The organism is Burkholderia sp. AU30280 (assembly GCF_020420125.1).
Taxonomy (GTDB): domain Bacteria; phylum Pseudomonadota; class Gammaproteobacteria; order Burkholderiales; family Burkholderiaceae; genus Burkholderia.
Genome location: NZ_JAIZRY010000004.1, coordinates 489,505 through 503,434 on the forward strand (window position 1 = coordinate 489,505; position 13,930 = coordinate 503,434).

The 13,930-nt window shown below is 69.1% G+C and carries 13 protein-coding genes; 7 read left to right on the forward strand and 6 right to left on the reverse strand.

The features are described from left to right. Nucleotides 1-16: 16 nt before the first annotated feature. Complete coding sequence (locus LGN17_RS12535) at nucleotides 17-982, forward strand: phosphotransferase (RefSeq protein WP_226197095.1); 966 nt, start codon at nucleotides 17-19, stop codon at nucleotides 980-982. A gap of 12 nt (nucleotides 983-994) precedes the next feature. On the opposite strand, the gene LGN17_RS12540 is transcribed toward LGN17_RS12535, so the two are convergent. From LGN17_RS12540 to LGN17_RS12565, 6 genes are all read right to left on the reverse strand, one after another. Then, nucleotides 995-1,570 carry a polysaccharide deacetylase family protein gene (locus LGN17_RS12540; protein ID WP_226197096.1) on the reverse strand — a complete coding sequence of 192 codons (576 nt, stop codon included), beginning with the start codon at nucleotides 1,568-1,570 and terminating at the stop codon, nucleotides 995-997. Nucleotides 1,571-1,655: 85 nt separating this feature from the next. Further along, the gene (locus LGN17_RS12545; RefSeq protein WP_264165906.1) at nucleotides 1,656-2,165 is read right to left on the reverse strand and encodes a hypothetical protein; all 510 of its coding nucleotides are present in this window, start codon (nucleotides 2,163-2,165) and stop codon (nucleotides 1,656-1,658) included. 291 nt (nucleotides 2,166-2,456) lie between these two features. Next, nucleotides 2,457-3,266: an ABC transporter ATP-binding protein gene (locus LGN17_RS12550; protein ID WP_226197098.1), complete on the reverse strand. Its 810-nt coding sequence runs from the start codon at nucleotides 3,264-3,266 to the stop codon at nucleotides 2,457-2,459. Beyond that, nucleotides 3,259-4,332 (reverse strand): FecCD family ABC transporter permease, encoded by a 1,074-nt coding sequence (locus tag LGN17_RS12555; protein WP_226197099.1) that lies wholly within the window; start codon nucleotides 4,330-4,332, stop codon nucleotides 3,259-3,261. The genes LGN17_RS12550 and LGN17_RS12555 overlap by 8 nt, the downstream gene beginning before the upstream one ends. Then, on the reverse strand, nucleotides 4,329-5,270 hold the full coding sequence (locus tag LGN17_RS12560; RefSeq protein ID WP_226197100.1) for an alpha/beta hydrolase: 942 nt from the start codon (nucleotides 5,268-5,270) through the stop codon (nucleotides 4,329-4,331). Before LGN17_RS12560 ends, LGN17_RS12555 begins: the two co-directional genes overlap by 4 nt. Nucleotide 5,271: 1 nt before the next feature. After that, nucleotides 5,272-6,387 carry an ABC transporter substrate-binding protein gene (locus LGN17_RS12565; RefSeq protein WP_413227021.1) on the reverse strand — a complete coding sequence of 372 codons (1,116 nt, stop codon included), beginning with the start codon at nucleotides 6,385-6,387 and terminating at the stop codon, nucleotides 5,272-5,274. A 160-nt stretch (nucleotides 6,388-6,547) separates the two neighbouring features. On the opposite strand from LGN17_RS12565, the gene LGN17_RS12570 reads away from it, so the two are divergent. The 6 genes from LGN17_RS12570 (at nucleotide 6,548) to LGN17_RS12595 (ending at nucleotide 13,885) form a co-directional block, all read left to right on the forward strand. After that, nucleotides 6,548-7,528: a helix-turn-helix transcriptional regulator gene (locus LGN17_RS12570; protein ID WP_226197102.1), complete on the forward strand. Its 981-nt coding sequence runs from the start codon at nucleotides 6,548-6,550 to the stop codon at nucleotides 7,526-7,528. Nucleotides 7,529-7,645: 117 nt separating this feature from the next. Continuing rightward, nucleotides 7,646-9,790 (forward strand): TonB-dependent receptor domain-containing protein, encoded by a 2,145-nt coding sequence (locus LGN17_RS12575; RefSeq protein ID WP_226197103.1) that lies wholly within the window; start codon nucleotides 7,646-7,648, stop codon nucleotides 9,788-9,790. 49 nt (nucleotides 9,791-9,839) lie between these two features. Next, nucleotides 9,840-11,024: an isochorismate synthase gene (locus LGN17_RS12580; RefSeq protein WP_226197104.1), complete on the forward strand. Its 1,185-nt coding sequence runs from the start codon at nucleotides 9,840-9,842 to the stop codon at nucleotides 11,022-11,024. Beyond that, nucleotides 11,021-12,634: a (2,3-dihydroxybenzoyl)adenylate synthase gene (locus tag LGN17_RS12585; RefSeq protein ID WP_226197105.1), complete on the forward strand. Its 1,614-nt coding sequence runs from the start codon at nucleotides 11,021-11,023 to the stop codon at nucleotides 12,632-12,634. The genes LGN17_RS12580 and LGN17_RS12585 overlap by 4 nt, the downstream gene beginning before the upstream one ends. A 52-nt stretch (nucleotides 12,635-12,686) precedes the next feature. Further along, the gene (locus LGN17_RS12590) at nucleotides 12,687-13,565 is read left to right on the forward strand and encodes an isochorismatase family protein (RefSeq protein WP_226197106.1); all 879 of its coding nucleotides are present in this window, start codon (nucleotides 12,687-12,689) and stop codon (nucleotides 13,563-13,565) included. Continuing rightward, nucleotides 13,562-13,885, forward strand: coding sequence for a DUF2218 domain-containing protein (locus LGN17_RS12595; RefSeq protein WP_226197107.1), 324 nt, complete (start codon nucleotides 13,562-13,564; stop codon nucleotides 13,883-13,885). The genes LGN17_RS12590 and LGN17_RS12595 overlap by 4 nt, the downstream gene beginning before the upstream one ends. Nucleotides 13,886-13,930 lie beyond the last annotated feature (45 nt).

Here is a 13,930-nt window from a genome sequence, read left to right on the forward strand (position 1 = left end):
AACGAACAGGAGTGACGTGAAAACGCTGGAACCGTGGCTTCACCGGTACTGGAACATCGGGCCGGCGCACCTGCAGGCGCTGGCGTCGGGCCATACTAACAAAACGTATCTCGTCGAGTGCGATGCGGGGCGCGCGGTGCTGCGCGTGTCGTGGTCCGGCAAGGCGGTCGAGCAGGTGCATCGCGAGGCGGCGATGCTCAGCCACCTCGGCCACCCGCGCACGGCGCCGAGGCTGCCCATGCTGCCGCGCCTGCGGCCGACCGTGGATATGCAATCCGGTGTGCAACTGCCCGATGGACGCTGGCTGCATCTGTTCGAGCATATCGACGGCAGCCCCGGCCTGCCGGACGACGCGGAGGCGGGCGCGATCGATGCGATGCGTGCGCTTGCGCATCTGCATGCGGCGATGGCGGCGATACCCACGACCGAATCGGCGCCCCTGGCGTGGCTGTCGGCACGCCACGCCCGCGTAGCGGCGCGTGCCGCTCCATCGTTGCCGGGGGACTTGAGCGGCCACTGCGAGACGATGATTCGTCGGATCGGCGCACATCTCGATGCCGCCGCGCGCTGGCTGACAGGGACGGCGCACTGGCTGCACGGCGATTATCACGCGGGCAACGTGCTGTACGTCGGGCACGCGGTGAACGGCGTGCTCGATTTCGACGATGTCGGGCAGGGCGCACAGTGGCTCGAAGCGGCCTTTGCGCTGTTCGCGCTGTCGCGCGATGCGGGCAGGGACGATCGCTTCGTATTCGATACGCGGCGCTGGGAGGCCGGCCTGCAAGCCTATGCCGCGACGCGTCCCGATGCCGCACCGGACTGGATGCACGAGCGCCGCGATGCACTGATGGCCCTGTTTTGCGCAGACCAGACGCTGATTCATCTCGAAGCCGCGCAGCGCGGCCTGTGGACGCTGGGGCCCGGCATCGGGTTTCTCGGCGGCTGGCGGCAGTTGCTGGATGGTGCGACGCCCGGGCGCTAGCCGGCTGCTGCGTCAACGCGACCGATTCAGGAACAGGCGCACCGCTTCGACCGTGTTGGGCCGCGCCTCGCCGTGCCGCGATCCGTCGTGCAGGCAGAACAGCACGTCGCGCTGCCGTGCCGCGCTGGCGTCGACATGCGCGCACATCGCGTCGAATAGCGCCTGCGGCGACGGCGCGGGTCGCTGCCAGTCGTCCAGTATCGCGGTCCAGCCCGTGTGTTCGCGCTGCAGCCGCGTCAGCACGCCGGCGCGGTTGTCCTGCGGCATCAGTCCATAAGGCAGGCGCAACGGAATCGTGTCCGGAGCCGGAACACCGGCGCGGCGATAGGCTTCGCGGATCAGCGCGTCAGTCGTCTCGATCTCGTCGATCAGCGCGTCGTCCGCCAGTACGCCGGGCTTCGCGTGCGAATGGGTGTGATTGCCGAGTGCATGGCCGTGACTCGCCATTCTCGCGGCGACGTCGAGCGCGCCTGCGAGATTCTGGCCGAGGAGGAAGAAGGTCGCCTGGCAGGGTGCGGCGCGCAGGACGTCGAGCAAGGGGGGCGTCGAAGGGCCGGGGCCGTCGTCGAAACTGAGGCGAATGGGCATCTCGGGTGGGTGCGCTTTTCAAGGTGTACCGGAGGAACGATAGCGCAAGTCGTGGCGAGCGGCGGCGTGCGCATCCCTTGGTCTGCTAATGGAGCGGCTCGATCGCCAGCGGACAGGTGCCGATCCGGCGTAACCGCGTGCCGGCCCACTCATAGAAGAACCGGGCGGCCTTTGCGTTGCTGTCGTCGCAATCGTCGTTGAAGCAGCCCGCGACGATCAGCAGCCTGCTGTCGGGCCGGAAATCGACGCGCTCGTCGTCGTTGCCCATCACGCCCGCGATGGCCTGCACGCCGGGCATCGTGTAGGTCGCGCCCGTGTACTTGTCGACGATCGCGAAGTTCCGGCAATCCGTTCCGCAACCCCAGATCGCGACCCGGTAGTGGCCGGCAAAATTGGCCGGTTGCGTGAATTCGTCGCGAATGACGGTGCGGTAGAGGCGGGCTTCCTTGGTGGTCAGGCGTGGCGCCGTGACCGGCTTGCGCGGCGCGGGTGTCGCGCGCACGGGATAGTGTTCGAACGATGGCGACGGGCAAGGCGGGGCAGGTGCCACCGCAGCGGGGGCCGGCAAGGCAGCCGCTGCCCAGCCGGCAAGCATGGCCGAGGCGCCGGCCGTCAGCAGAAGTCGGTATGCGCGTATCACGCTGTCGTCCTTGCAGGTTCGAGGAACAGGCCGCCGTACGCACGGCGGTCGCGCGTTCGTTTGCCGATGTCGCGGCGGGCAGGGCCCGTCGGCCTGCAGCGCGATTCTATGCCGCTTTGCGCGCGCCGATGGTGCGTTTCGATTGCGTGTACGCCGCGGCTGCGGCGTTGCCGGGAGGGCGGCGAACGGGCACCGGAAGGATGCCTGCAAGCCGGATCGGCCGTCGGCGCGACGACCGGTACCCGTTCAGGCGTCGCACGCGTCCTGCGCCTCGTCTGTAATCGCCCGTTCCGCGAGCGCGATGTAATCGCCTGCCGCCGTCCGTTCGACTCGCGCATCGACGCGATACGCGCGCCGCAAGTGCGGCGGCGTCAGGACGCCGGCGGGCGTGCCGTCGGCGACGAGGCCGTCGGTGCCGAGCAGTACGAGCCGGTCGCAGAATCGCGACGCGAGATTCAGGTCGTGCAGCGCGACCAGCACGACCGCGCCGCGCCGGCGTGCCGCGTCGCCCACCGCCTCCAATGCGAGCAGTTGCCAGCGCAGGTCGAGAGCGCTCGTCGGTTCGTCGAGCAGCAGCAGCGGCGTTTCGCGCACGAGTACCTGCGCAAGCCCGACCATCTGCCGTTGCCCGCCCGACAACCGGTCGAGCGGCGACATCGCGAGCGCCTGCAGCCGCAGCCGCTCGAACACCTGCTGGAGGCGCAGGTCGCGCGCCGCGTCGGACAGGCCGGCACAGGTCGCCCTCAATGCACTGCGTACGGCTTCGTAGACGAGCAGCGACGACGGCTGAGGCAGCGTCTGCGGCAGATAGCCGACCTGCTGCGTGTGTTCCCGGCGCGAACCGCGCAGCAGATCGAAGCCGTCGAACGCCGCGTGGCCGTGCGCGTCCGCAAGCCGGGCGAGCGCACGCAGCAGGGTCGACTTGCCGACGCCGTTCGGCCCGAGCAGGCCGACCATCGTACCGGGCGCGACGGGCGCGAGCGACAACCCGTCGAGCACGACCCGTGCGCCATAACGCGCGACCAGGCCGTCGATGCACAGCGCGCGTTTATCCATCGAGCCTCCGGCGACGACTGACGAGGATCATGAAGAGCGGCACGCCGACCAGCGCGGTGATGATCCCGATCGGCAGCGTCACGCCCGGGATCAGCGTCTTGCTGAGCACGGACGCGCCGGCCAGCATGATCGCGCCGGCGAGGGCGGCGCCGGGCAGGTAATAGCGATGCTCGTCGCCGACGAGCAGCCGCGCGACGTGCGGCCCGACGAGGCCCACGAAGCCGATCGTGCCGACGAACGACAGCGCGGTCGCCGACAGCAGGCTGATGCGCGCCAGCGCGACGAGCCGCAGCCGCTCGACCGCGATGCCCATGCTGCGCGCCTGCTCGTCGCCGGCGCGCAGCGCCGTCATCGACGCGACGTCGAAGCTTGCCCACAGCGTGCAGGCGGCGAGCACGCACGACAGCAGCGCGATCTTGCCCCACGTCGCGCGCGCGAGGCTGCCCATGCTCCAGAACACGATCTGCTGGAGCGCATTCGCGTCTGCGAGAAACTGCAGCAGCCACAGCAGCGCCTCGAAGCTGAACATCAGGCCGATACCGAACAGCACGACGGTTTCCGTCGTCGCGCCGTGTCGCCACGCAAGCCAGACGATCAGCAGCGTCGCGAGGCTCGCGCAGCAGAACGCGCCGAGCGACAGCGCAATGTTCTCGTTCCACAGCACGACGTGCCAGCCCGAGATCACGACAAGCGATGCGCCGACGCTCGCGGCGGCCGACATGCCCAGCGTAAACGGGCTCGCGAGCGGGTTGTTCAGCACGGTCTGCATTTCCGCGCCGGCGAGGCCGAGCGATGCGCCGACCAGCACGGCCATCAGCGCGTACGGGAGGCGCACGTCCCAGAGGATCACGCGCTGCTCGAGCGGCAGCGCGTCCGGCCGGAACAGGCCGGCGACCAGATCCGCGACCGGGAACGGCGACGGACCGGTGCCGATGTCGACGACGAGCAGGGTGCCGAGCACGCCGGCCAGCAGCAGTAGCGCGCCGACACGGCGTGCGGCCACCGCGCGGTAACGCAGCTTCAGCGATGCGGCGGGCGTGGTGGAAGCGGGCGAGGTAGCGCTCATGCGGCGGCTCCCGCGGCGGGTTCGCCGGCGATGCGCGCGGCGAGCATCGCGCTGGGCACCGCGACGCCGCCGTGATCCTCGCCGTCGATCAGGCGGAACGCGGCGTCGAGACCCGGTCGCGTGCCCACGCGCCGGACGAAATCGCGGGCGGAAGTGACTTGCTTGCGCGCCTGCTGCCGGCGCATGCGTTCGGCATCGGGATTGGGCGCGCTTTCCTCGAGGCTGCCCGCGGTGACGAGCAGCCGCAGCGCGGGCGCAAGCGGTGCCGGTAGCGCGGCGAAGCGCTCCGCATAGGGCAGCAGCGCACGATCGCCCCACCAGATCGACGGGCTCGCCGCGACATAGCGCCCGAACAGGTGCGGGCGCGTCAGCATCGCGTACAGCGTCAGCAACCCGCCGTACGAATGGCCGAAAAGCGTCTGGCGCGCCGGGTCGACGGCAACCTGCCGCGCGAGCCAGGGCTGTACGTCGTGCTCGATGAAATCGAGAAAGCGGTCCGCGGCGAGGCCCTGGCCGTCGGGCAGCGGCGCGAGCGTGTAGTCGTCCGCGCGGGCGGCCATGTCGTACGACGCATCGGTCGGGTAGCCGATGCCGATCACGACCGGTTCGGCGTCGGGTGTGCCGTCAGGCCGCGCGCGGCGGTTGCGGACGAGTTGCGCGGCAAGCGGAAAGAGCGCGTTGCCGTCGAGCACGGTCAGCACCGGATGGCGCGTGGTGCCGGAAGCCCGGGCGGGCAGCGCGACGAACAGCCGGCGGGTCCGGCCGGCGATCGCCACGTCGAACTGCCGGCTGTTCGGCACCTGAACGGCGGGAGCCGCGTCGAGCGCAGGCCAGCCCGACTCATTGGCGGCGAAGGCGGGGCCGACCCGGCTGCCGAACGGGCCCGCGAGGCCGGCGACGAGCAGCGAGCGGCGCAGCGTGGAAGAAGGCGGCAGCATGTCAGGATCCTTCCTGCACCCAGTATTCGCCGTCCAGCGGAACGGGCTGGAAGCGCCGCACCATCGTGTCGAACGTGCTGCGCGGATCAAGGTCGGCGAACAGCGCGGGATGCAGCCACTTGGCCATGGCCTGTACCGCGACGACGTTGAACGGCGAGTTGTAGAAGTGATGCCAGATCGCATAGGCCCGGCGCTCGCGGACCGCGCGCAGCGGCGCGATCTGCGGTCGCTGCAGTGACCGGTCCAGCGAGCGGGCGGCGGTGTCCCGCGACACGCCGGCGCCGAGCGCGATGCGCAGTGGCGCGCTTTGCAGCGTCCGGGTCGAGCCGATACCGGTACCGATGTAGAAATCGGGCTGGCGGCTGAGCAGGTATTCGGGGTTCAGCGTTCCGTGCTCGCCGGGCACGCGGCCCTTCGCGATGTTGTTGCCGCCCGCGGCGTCGAGCAGGCGGCCCATCATGCCCGTCATCGTGTCGCAGCAGTCGCTCGACAGGCCGACGCGGCTTTCGAGGAACACGCTCGGCGCGGCCGGTCTGGCGTTCGCGAGCCGCGTACGGACGAGATCGAACTGCGCTTGCCAGAACGCATTGAAATCCGCTGCGCGCTGTGGCGCGCCGAGAACCTGGCCGAGCAGCGCGATGCTGCGCGTGGTGTTGACGAGCGGATCGTGCCGGAAATCGACGAAGACGATCGCGACGCCGGCGGCTTCGAGCCGCGCGAGCGTCTCGCGGTCGCGCTCGCCGGGGCCGTGACCGCCGCCGAGGCCGAAGATCGCGACCTGCGGACGCAGCGCGAGCGCACGTTCGTCGCTGAAGCTGCCGGATTGCGAGCGGCCGATGCGCGGCACGTCCTTCAGGCGCGGAAAGCGCGCGAGCCATTGCGCGTAGCTGGCCGGGTCGAGCTGTTCGAAATCCCCCATCATGCCGACGAGGCGGCGGGCGGGATCGGCGTCGACGACCGCCAGTGCGGGCAGCAGGCGCCCTTCGCCGAGCAGCACGCGCTCGACGTGTGCGGGAATTCGAACCTGCCGACCGGCGAGGTCGGTCACGGTCGTGTCCGCATGCGCCGCATGCATCACGAGCCAGCCGCACAGCCATGCACCGAACATGGCCCACATTCCACTTGTCTTTCTCACGCGACTCCCGATACGATATAAATGAGAATTGTTCTCATTTGATTGTAACCGAGCAGCGAGGCATCAAGGCATGCAGGCTGTTTGATCCAACGACGAATTAGTTTGTGCGGGCGCATCGCGCACGCGACGGGGGTATCACGACATGACAGCGCAAACGTCAGCTGTTTTTCATTCCGGCGGCACTCGCCACGACGCGCACGTCGCGCACGTCGCGAGGATTCGCGAGGTGCGCCCGGGCTTGCGCATCCATGCGGACGATGCGACCGACGAATTCGATGCGGTGATGTCCGGGCAGTGCGCGCCGGGCCTGCATCTCGTCCTGCTGCTCGAAGGCGCGCTCGACGTGTCGTACGGCGACCGGCGCGTGGTGCTGGCGACCGACGCGCGCCAGGGGATCCGCGCGGCGCAGCCGCGGTCCTCGGTGCGGATGCAGTCGTTCCTGCTCAACGCGGTGCAGCCGGACACGTTCCGAAGGCGGCTCAGCAAGGGCGGCTATGCGCGGCGGCTGAGTCTCGCGATGTCGGGCGAGTGGCTGGGCCATCTGCAGGCCGCGAGCCACGGTGCGCTGCCGGCGCGGCTGGATGCGATGCTGTCCGCGCACCTGGCGATCCGTTTCTGGCACCCGACACCGCGCGCGACCGCGCTGGCCGAGCAGATCGTGCGGCCGCCCGCGTATCAGCCGATGCTGCAGGCGATCTATCTCGAAAGCCGCGTGCTCGAATTGCTCGCCGAGGCGTTCGCGCCGCTCGAGACCGAGGTCGAGGCGGTGCAGGCGCCGGATGCGGCGCTGGGCTCGCGCGACTATCGCCGGATGGCGGAGCTGCGCGCGTTTCTGGCGAGCGACGCGGTGCAGGAATTGTCGCTCGAAGACATCGCACGCCACGCGGGAATGAGCGCCAACGCGATGCAGCGCCAGTTCCGCGCCGCCTATGGCACGACGGTGTTCGATTTCATCCGTGAGCACCATCTGCAGCGTGCGCGGCTGGCGCTCGAGCGCGACGCGGTAAGCGTCAAGCAGGCCGCGGCGCTTGCCGGCTATACGAGCGCGGCGAATTTCGCGACCGCCTACAAGCGCCGATTCGGCGTCACGCCGACGCTTGCGCGCCGCAGCGACCGGCGCTGATTGCGCGCCCGGCGCCGCTCAAACGAGTTCGAAGCTTACGCAAAGGTTTCGGCGCATTACATGTTCCATAATGCAAATGAGAATCAGTCACATTAATGGAACATCGAAAGCGCCACCATGTCGAGTCAAGCCGCGTATGCATTGAAGCCGGTCGTCGTTGCCGGCCTGTATCTGATGGGGGTGTCGAGCGCGTGGGCGCAGACGCCCGACCAGTCCGCCGCGTCCGCCACCGTGCAGCCGACCGTTGCCGAGTCGCCGGATCGGGTCGTGCCGAAGGAAATCGTCGTGACGGCGAGCCGTCGCGAGCAGGCCATCCGCGAAGCGCCCGCGAGCATCTCCGTGATCGGGCGCGACGACATCGAGGCGAAGCCCTATACGTCGGTTGCCGAAATCGTCGGCAATGTCGAGGGCGTGAGTGTCGTTGGCGCCTCGCCGAACGACCAGGACATTTCGATTCGCGGGATGCCCGGCGAGTACACGCTGCTGCTCGTCGACGGCCGCCGACAGAACACGCGTGAAACGATGAACCGCGGCAGCTCGGGCGTGCAGTCGAACCTGATGCCGCCGCTGTCCGCGATCGAGCGGATCGAGGTCGTGCGCGGGCCGATGTCGTCGCTGTACGGCGCCGACGCGATGGGCGGCGTGATCAACGTGATCACGCGCAAGGTGCCGAAGCGCTGGGGCGCCTCGATCACGGCCGGCAGCGTGTGGCAGCTCGAATCGGACCAGGGCGATACGCAGAGCGTCGACTTCTGGCTCGGCGGCCCGCTGAAATCCGACGTGCTGGGGCTGCAGGCGTCGGGCCGCCTCCTGCATCGCGGCGAGGACGACATCTATTATCCGAACAGCGGAACGGGCGGCGCGAACGGCCAGCGGATCGGCAGCTTCGACGTGAAGCTGGCGGCGAAGCCCGCGCGCAACCAGGATGTGAGCGTGAACGTCGGGCGCGAGCAGCTCACCTACCTGAGCACGCCGGGCAAGAGCGCGGCGCCGCTCACGCCGCGCACGGCCGCGACGGCGGTGACCGAAACCCGCCACGTGCGCGACTACTGGGGCATTACGCACGACGGCCGCTGGGGGTTCGGCAACACGACGCTGTCGCTCTACGGCGAGCGAGGCGTGCAGGACCAATGGACGCCGGCCGGCCGCGCGGCGACCCGGCCCGCGTTGACCGACACGATTCTCGAAGGCAAGGCCGAGGTGCCGTGGTGGGGCGAGCGCAACATCCTGACGGTCGGCGGCCAGCACATCTGGTCGACGCTGTCCGGCGTGGCCCGCCAGGACGCCGTGCCGCAGGGTCATGCGGCGAACTCCGACCGGATCCGGCGCAATGCGTGGGCGCTGTTCGGCGAAAACGACTACTTTTTCAACGACCGCTTCACGCTGACGACCGGCGTGCGGCTCGATCACGACGATCGCTACGGCAGCCACGTGAGCCCGCGCATCTACGGCGTCTACAAGCTCAGCCGGGCGTGGACGGTGCGCGGCGGCGTGTCGACGGGCTTCCGGCCGCCTTCGCTGCGCCAGAGCACCGGCGGCTACTGCATGACGTCGGGCGGCGCGGCCGGCGCGGTGCCCGGCACGCTATGCGGCAATCCGGACCTCAAGCCCGAGACCAGCCTGACCGAGGAACTCGGCGTGCGCTACGACCTGGGCGACACCTATGCCGGGCTGACGCTGTTCAACAACCTCTTCAAGAACAAGGTGTCGAGCTACGACACGGGCAAACCGGATCCGCGCTCGCCGGGCCGCAACCTCTACGTGTACGACAACATCGACCGGGTCAAGCTGTACGGGCTCGAGCTCGGCGCGGGCACGCGCGTGCTGCGCACGCTGAAGGTGTCGGGCGCCTATACGCTGACCCAGTCGCGCCGCGAAGGCAGCGGCGAGAAGGCGTTCAACGGCAGTTCGCTCGACGGCTATCCGCTCGACAAGACGCCGAAGCACAAATTCAACGTGCAGGTCGACTGGACGCCGACGGCGAAGCTCGACCTGTATGCGACCGCGAACTACATCGGCAGCGAATACTGGGCGGCGTTCCGCAACGGCGCGCAGGGCGTGCGCGAACGGCCGTCGACGACGACCTTCGACCTCGGCGGCCGCTACCGGATCGACAAGCGCTTCTCCGTCAACTTCGCCGTGCTGAACCTGACCAACAAAATGGTGCCAATCGACGACCGCACGCGCGCGACCGGCCTGCGCGGCAACTGGCTGGTCGACCAGGGGCGCCGCGTCGCGGTGAGCCTCACGGCTGAAATGTGAGGGCATGGCCGGCGCAGGGGCCGGCCCGTTCAATCTGGAGGTCAATACCATGAATGCAATATCCCGTCCTTCCGATCTATTAGTAGCCCATAACATATGGGATCTGTATCGCACCGATACGCCGCTGTTTCTCGCGACGCCGGCCCATACGCTGCTCGCGGCCGATGCGGCGCAAGTCATCCCGCACGCGGATGAGCCGCTGGCCGAGCGCGTAACGACGGCGCTGCGTCGTGCGCAGGCGCAAGGGCATGCCGGTGCGGCCGTAGTCGGTGCCGTGCCGTTCGACGCCGATGCGCCGGCTGCACTGCGGGTCGCGCGCACGATGCTGCGTGCGGCGCCGCTCGGCGCGCCGCACGCACCGGCGCCGTCCGCAATGCGTCATGCGACGCGCGAGGTGCCGCCGGCGAATGCCTATGCGGACGCCGTGGCACACGCGGTCGCGCGCATCAGGGCAGGCGAACTCGACAAGGTCGTGCTGGCCCGCACGCTCGAGGTCGTCGGCGAGCAGCCGGTCGAAATCGCGCCGCTGGTCGCGCGTCTCGCCGCTCATAACCCGCACGGCTATACGTTCTCGATCGATCTCGGCGCGGGCCGCACGCTGTTGGGCGCAAGCCCGGAGCTGCTCGTGAACCGATTCGGCGGCGTCGTGCGCGCGAATCCGCTGGCAGGCTCCGCGCCGCGCAGCCGCGATCCCGTCGAGGATCGTCGCCGTGCGCAGGCGCTGCTGGATTCGGTCAAGGATCTCGATGAACACCGCGTCGTCGTGGAGGCGGTACGGGACAGTCTCGCACCATTCTGCAGACATCTCGACGTGCCGTCGCGGCCGTCGCTGATTCATACGGAAACGATGTGGCACCTGTCTACCGAGGTGCGCGGCGAAACCGAGGCGGATGCGCTGACGCTCGCGCTCGCGCTGCATCCGACGCCCGCGGTGTGCGGTGCGCCGCGGGCCGCGGCCCGTGCCTGCATTCGCGATGCCGAGCCGTTCGATCGCGGCTTCTATGCGGGGATGCTCGGCTGGGTCGATGTGCGCGGCGACGGCGAATGGGTTGTGACGATTCGCTGCGCGGAAGCTTTCGACCGCACGCTGCGGCTTTACGCGGGGGCGGGCGTCGTCGCCGGGTCGACGCCCGACGGCGAGCGGGCGGAAACGGCCGCCAAGTTCGGGACGATGCTGGATGCATTGGGGATTCGACGCGATGCCGCATCGGGCGGCGAGCGGGAGGCGGCGTGACGGGCGCACACGGCACGCCGTGGCCGGCCGCGCTGGCCGACACGTACAGGAAAAAGGGCTATTGGCAGGGTGAGTCGTTCGCGCAGTGGCTCGATGCGCGCGTCGAGCAATTCGCTGGACGGACGGCACTCGTGCAGGGCGACCTCCGGTGGTCGTACCGGACGCTCGCGCTCGAGGCGCAACGGATCGCCTGCGCACTGAGCGCGGCGGGTATTGCGCGAGGCGATCGCGTGGTGCTGCAACTGCCGAACTGCGTCGCGTTTTTCGCGACGACGTTCGCGTTGTTCAGCATCGGCGCGCTGCCGATATTCGCGTTGCCCGCGCATCGCCGTCGAGAGATCGGGTTCTTCTGTCGGCACGCGGGCGCGGTGGCGTATATCGCGGCGGAACGTCACGACGGTTTCGACTACCGGTCGCTTGCGCACGACGTGCGGGCCGACGCACCGACGCTGAAGCAGGTGCTGTTCACGACGCCGGGCAACGCAGGGCTCGATCTTCCCGATGCGCGGGACGCTGCCTTGCCGCCGGGGCCGGCCGCGCACGACGTGGCTTTCCTGCAGCTCTCGGGCGGCAGCACGGGCACGCCGAAACTGATCCCGCGCACGCACGACGATTACCTGTACAGCGTGCGCGAGAGCGCGCGCATCTGCGGGTTGAGCGATCGCAGCGTCTATCTTGCCGCGCTGCCGGCCGCGCACAACTACGCGCTCAGTTCGCCCGGCTCGCTGGGGGTGTTCCATGCTGGCGGCACGGTCGTGCTATGCGACAGCGCCAGCCCGGACGTGGCGTTCGACCTCATCGAGCGTGAACGCGTGAACGTGGTCGCGCTGGTGCCGCCGCTCGTGAGCGTCTGGCTGAGCGCGGCCGCGCGGCGCGGGGGCGCGCCGGCGAGCCTCGAACTCGTGCAGGTGGGCGGCGCGCGATTCGATCCGGCGCTGGCGGCGCGCGCGGCGGACGGGTTCGGCGCGCAGCTCCAGCAGGTATTCGGGATGGCGGAAGGGCTCGTCAACTACACGCGGCCGGGCGATCCGCGCGACGTCGTGATAGCCACGCAGGGCCGGCCGATCTCGCCGGACGACGAAATTCTCGTGGTCGACGACGACGATCGTCCGGTGGCGCCGGGCGAGACCGGTCACCTGCTGACCCGCGGCCCGTACACGATCCGCGGCTACTACGACGCGCCGGCGCACAACGCGCGTGCGTTTACGGCGGACGGTTTCTACCGCACCGGCGATCGCGTGCGCGTGACCGAGGGCGGCTATCTCGTCGTCGAAGGCCGGGCGAAGGATCAGATCAATCGCGGCGGCGAGAAGATTCCCGCGGAAGAAATCGAACACCTGCTGCTTACCCATCCGGGCATCGTCGACGCGGCGCTGGTGCCGATGCCGGACCCGTATCTCGGCGAGCGCAGCTGCGCCTACGTCATTCGCGGCGCCGCTTCGCCGAGTGCGGCCGATCTCGTGCGGTTCGTCCGCGAGCAGGGTGTCGCGACCTACAAGGTGCCGGACCGGATCGAGTTCATCGATGCCTTCCCGAAGACGCCGGTAGGCAAGATCGACAAGCGGGCGTTGCGGCAGCGCATCGCCGATTCCCTGGCCGCCTCCGCGTGATCCGCGCCGCGGCGGCATTTCCGAACTCCTGAGTTTTCCTACCCATTCCATCATGGCCATTCCGAAAATCGCTTCCTATCCGATGCCGGCCGACATGCCGGCCAACCGCGTGACCTGGCGGTTCGAGCCGCATCGCGCGGCGCTGCTCGTGCACGACATGCAGGACTACTTCCTCGATTTCTACGATCGCGGTGCGGCGCCGGTGCCGACCTTGCTGGCTCGCGTACGGCGCCTGATCGATTTCGCGCACGCGGCGGGAATGCCGGTCTACTACACCGCGCAGCCGGCGACCCAGGCGCCGGCGGATCGCGCGCTGCTGACCGACATGTGGGGCCCGGGCCTGACCGGGCAACCGGCGCACGCCGCGATCCACGAGGCCGTCGCGCCGGCGTCCGGCGACATCGTGCTCGACAAGTGGCGCTACAGCGCGTTCCGGCGCTCGGACCTCGAAGCCCGGCTGCGCGAGCAGGGGCGCGACCAGCTTGCGATCTGCGGGATCTACGCGCACATCGGCTGCCTGATGACCGCGTGCGATGCGTTCATGCGCGACATCAAGCCGTTCTTCGTCGGCGATGCGCTGGCGGATTTCTCCGAGCGCGAGCACCAGATGGCGCTCGACTACGTCGCGGGGCGCTGCGGCAGCGTCGTGTCGACCGACACGCTCGTCGCCGCCGCGCGCGGCGATGCCGCGACGCCGATGCTCGACGAGGTCGTGCGGCTGGTTGCCGAGAGCCTGCGCGTGCCGGCCGCGGAATTGCGTGTGGACGCCAACCTCGTCGATTGCGGCGTCGACTCGATCCGCATGATGACGTTCGTCGAGCGGTGGCGGGCCGATGGGCACGACGTGACGTTCGTGCAGCTTGCCGAGCAGCCGACGCTCGAGGCGTGGGCACGCCTGCTGCAACAACGCGCCGCGCTGGTGCCGGCATGACGATGCAGGCAGGGCTCGACACGCGTGCGGCGCCGTTCGTCAGCACCGCGGAAGTCACGCTTGCGCAGGCCGAACGCGTGCTGTTCAAACTGTGCAAGCACTACGCGATCAAGGTGCCCGTCGTGTTCGACGCGCACCGCGCGACCGTCGATTTTCCTTACGGAACCTGCCGGATGCAGCGTACCGACGATCTGGTGCGGATACGCTGCGAAGCCGATTCGGCCGACAAGCTCGCACAGATCCAGTACGTGATGGACGAGCATCTGGTGCTGATGTCGCGCAATCGCGAACTCGTGATTGCGTGGCAGCGCGCGGACTGACCGCGTGCCGTTCCGGTTCAACGTTTATTCGCGATACCTTCATTC

What these genes read in the sequence shown, in the direction of transcription:
- LGN17_RS12540 (WP_226197096.1), bottom strand. Translation starts at nt 1,570, where the DNA reads ATGCCCATTCGCCTCAGTTTCGACGACGGCCCCGGCCCTTCGACGCCC.
- LGN17_RS12545 (WP_264165906.1), bottom strand. Translation starts at nt 2,165, where the DNA reads ATGCTTGCCGGCTGGGCAGCGGCTGCCTTGCCGGCCCCCGCTGCGGTG.
- LGN17_RS12550 (WP_226197098.1), bottom strand. Translation starts at nt 3,266, where the DNA reads ATGGATAAACGCGCGCTGTGCATCGACGGCCTGGTCGCGCGTTATGGC.
- LGN17_RS12555 (WP_226197099.1), bottom strand. Translation starts at nt 4,332, where the DNA reads ATGAGCGCTACCTCGCCCGCTTCCACCACGCCCGCCGCATCGCTGAAG.
- LGN17_RS12560 (WP_226197100.1), bottom strand. Translation starts at nt 5,270, where the DNA reads ATGCTGCCGCCTTCTTCCACGCTGCGCCGCTCGCTGCTCGTCGCCGGC.
- LGN17_RS12565 (WP_413227021.1), bottom strand. Translation starts at nt 6,387, where the DNA reads ATGTGGGCCATGTTCGGTGCATGGCTGTGCGGCTGGCTCGTGATGCAT.
- LGN17_RS12570 (WP_226197102.1), top strand. Translation starts at nt 6,548, where the DNA reads ATGACAGCGCAAACGTCAGCTGTTTTTCATTCCGGCGGCACTCGCCAC.
- LGN17_RS12575 (WP_226197103.1), top strand. Translation starts at nt 7,646, where the DNA reads ATGTCGAGTCAAGCCGCGTATGCATTGAAGCCGGTCGTCGTTGCCGGC.
- LGN17_RS12580 (WP_226197104.1), top strand. Translation starts at nt 9,840, where the DNA reads ATGAATGCAATATCCCGTCCTTCCGATCTATTAGTAGCCCATAACATA.
- LGN17_RS12590 (WP_226197106.1), top strand. Translation starts at nt 12,687, where the DNA reads ATGGCCATTCCGAAAATCGCTTCCTATCCGATGCCGGCCGACATGCCG.
- LGN17_RS12595 (WP_226197107.1), top strand. Translation starts at nt 13,562, where the DNA reads ATGACGATGCAGGCAGGGCTCGACACGCGTGCGGCGCCGTTCGTCAGC.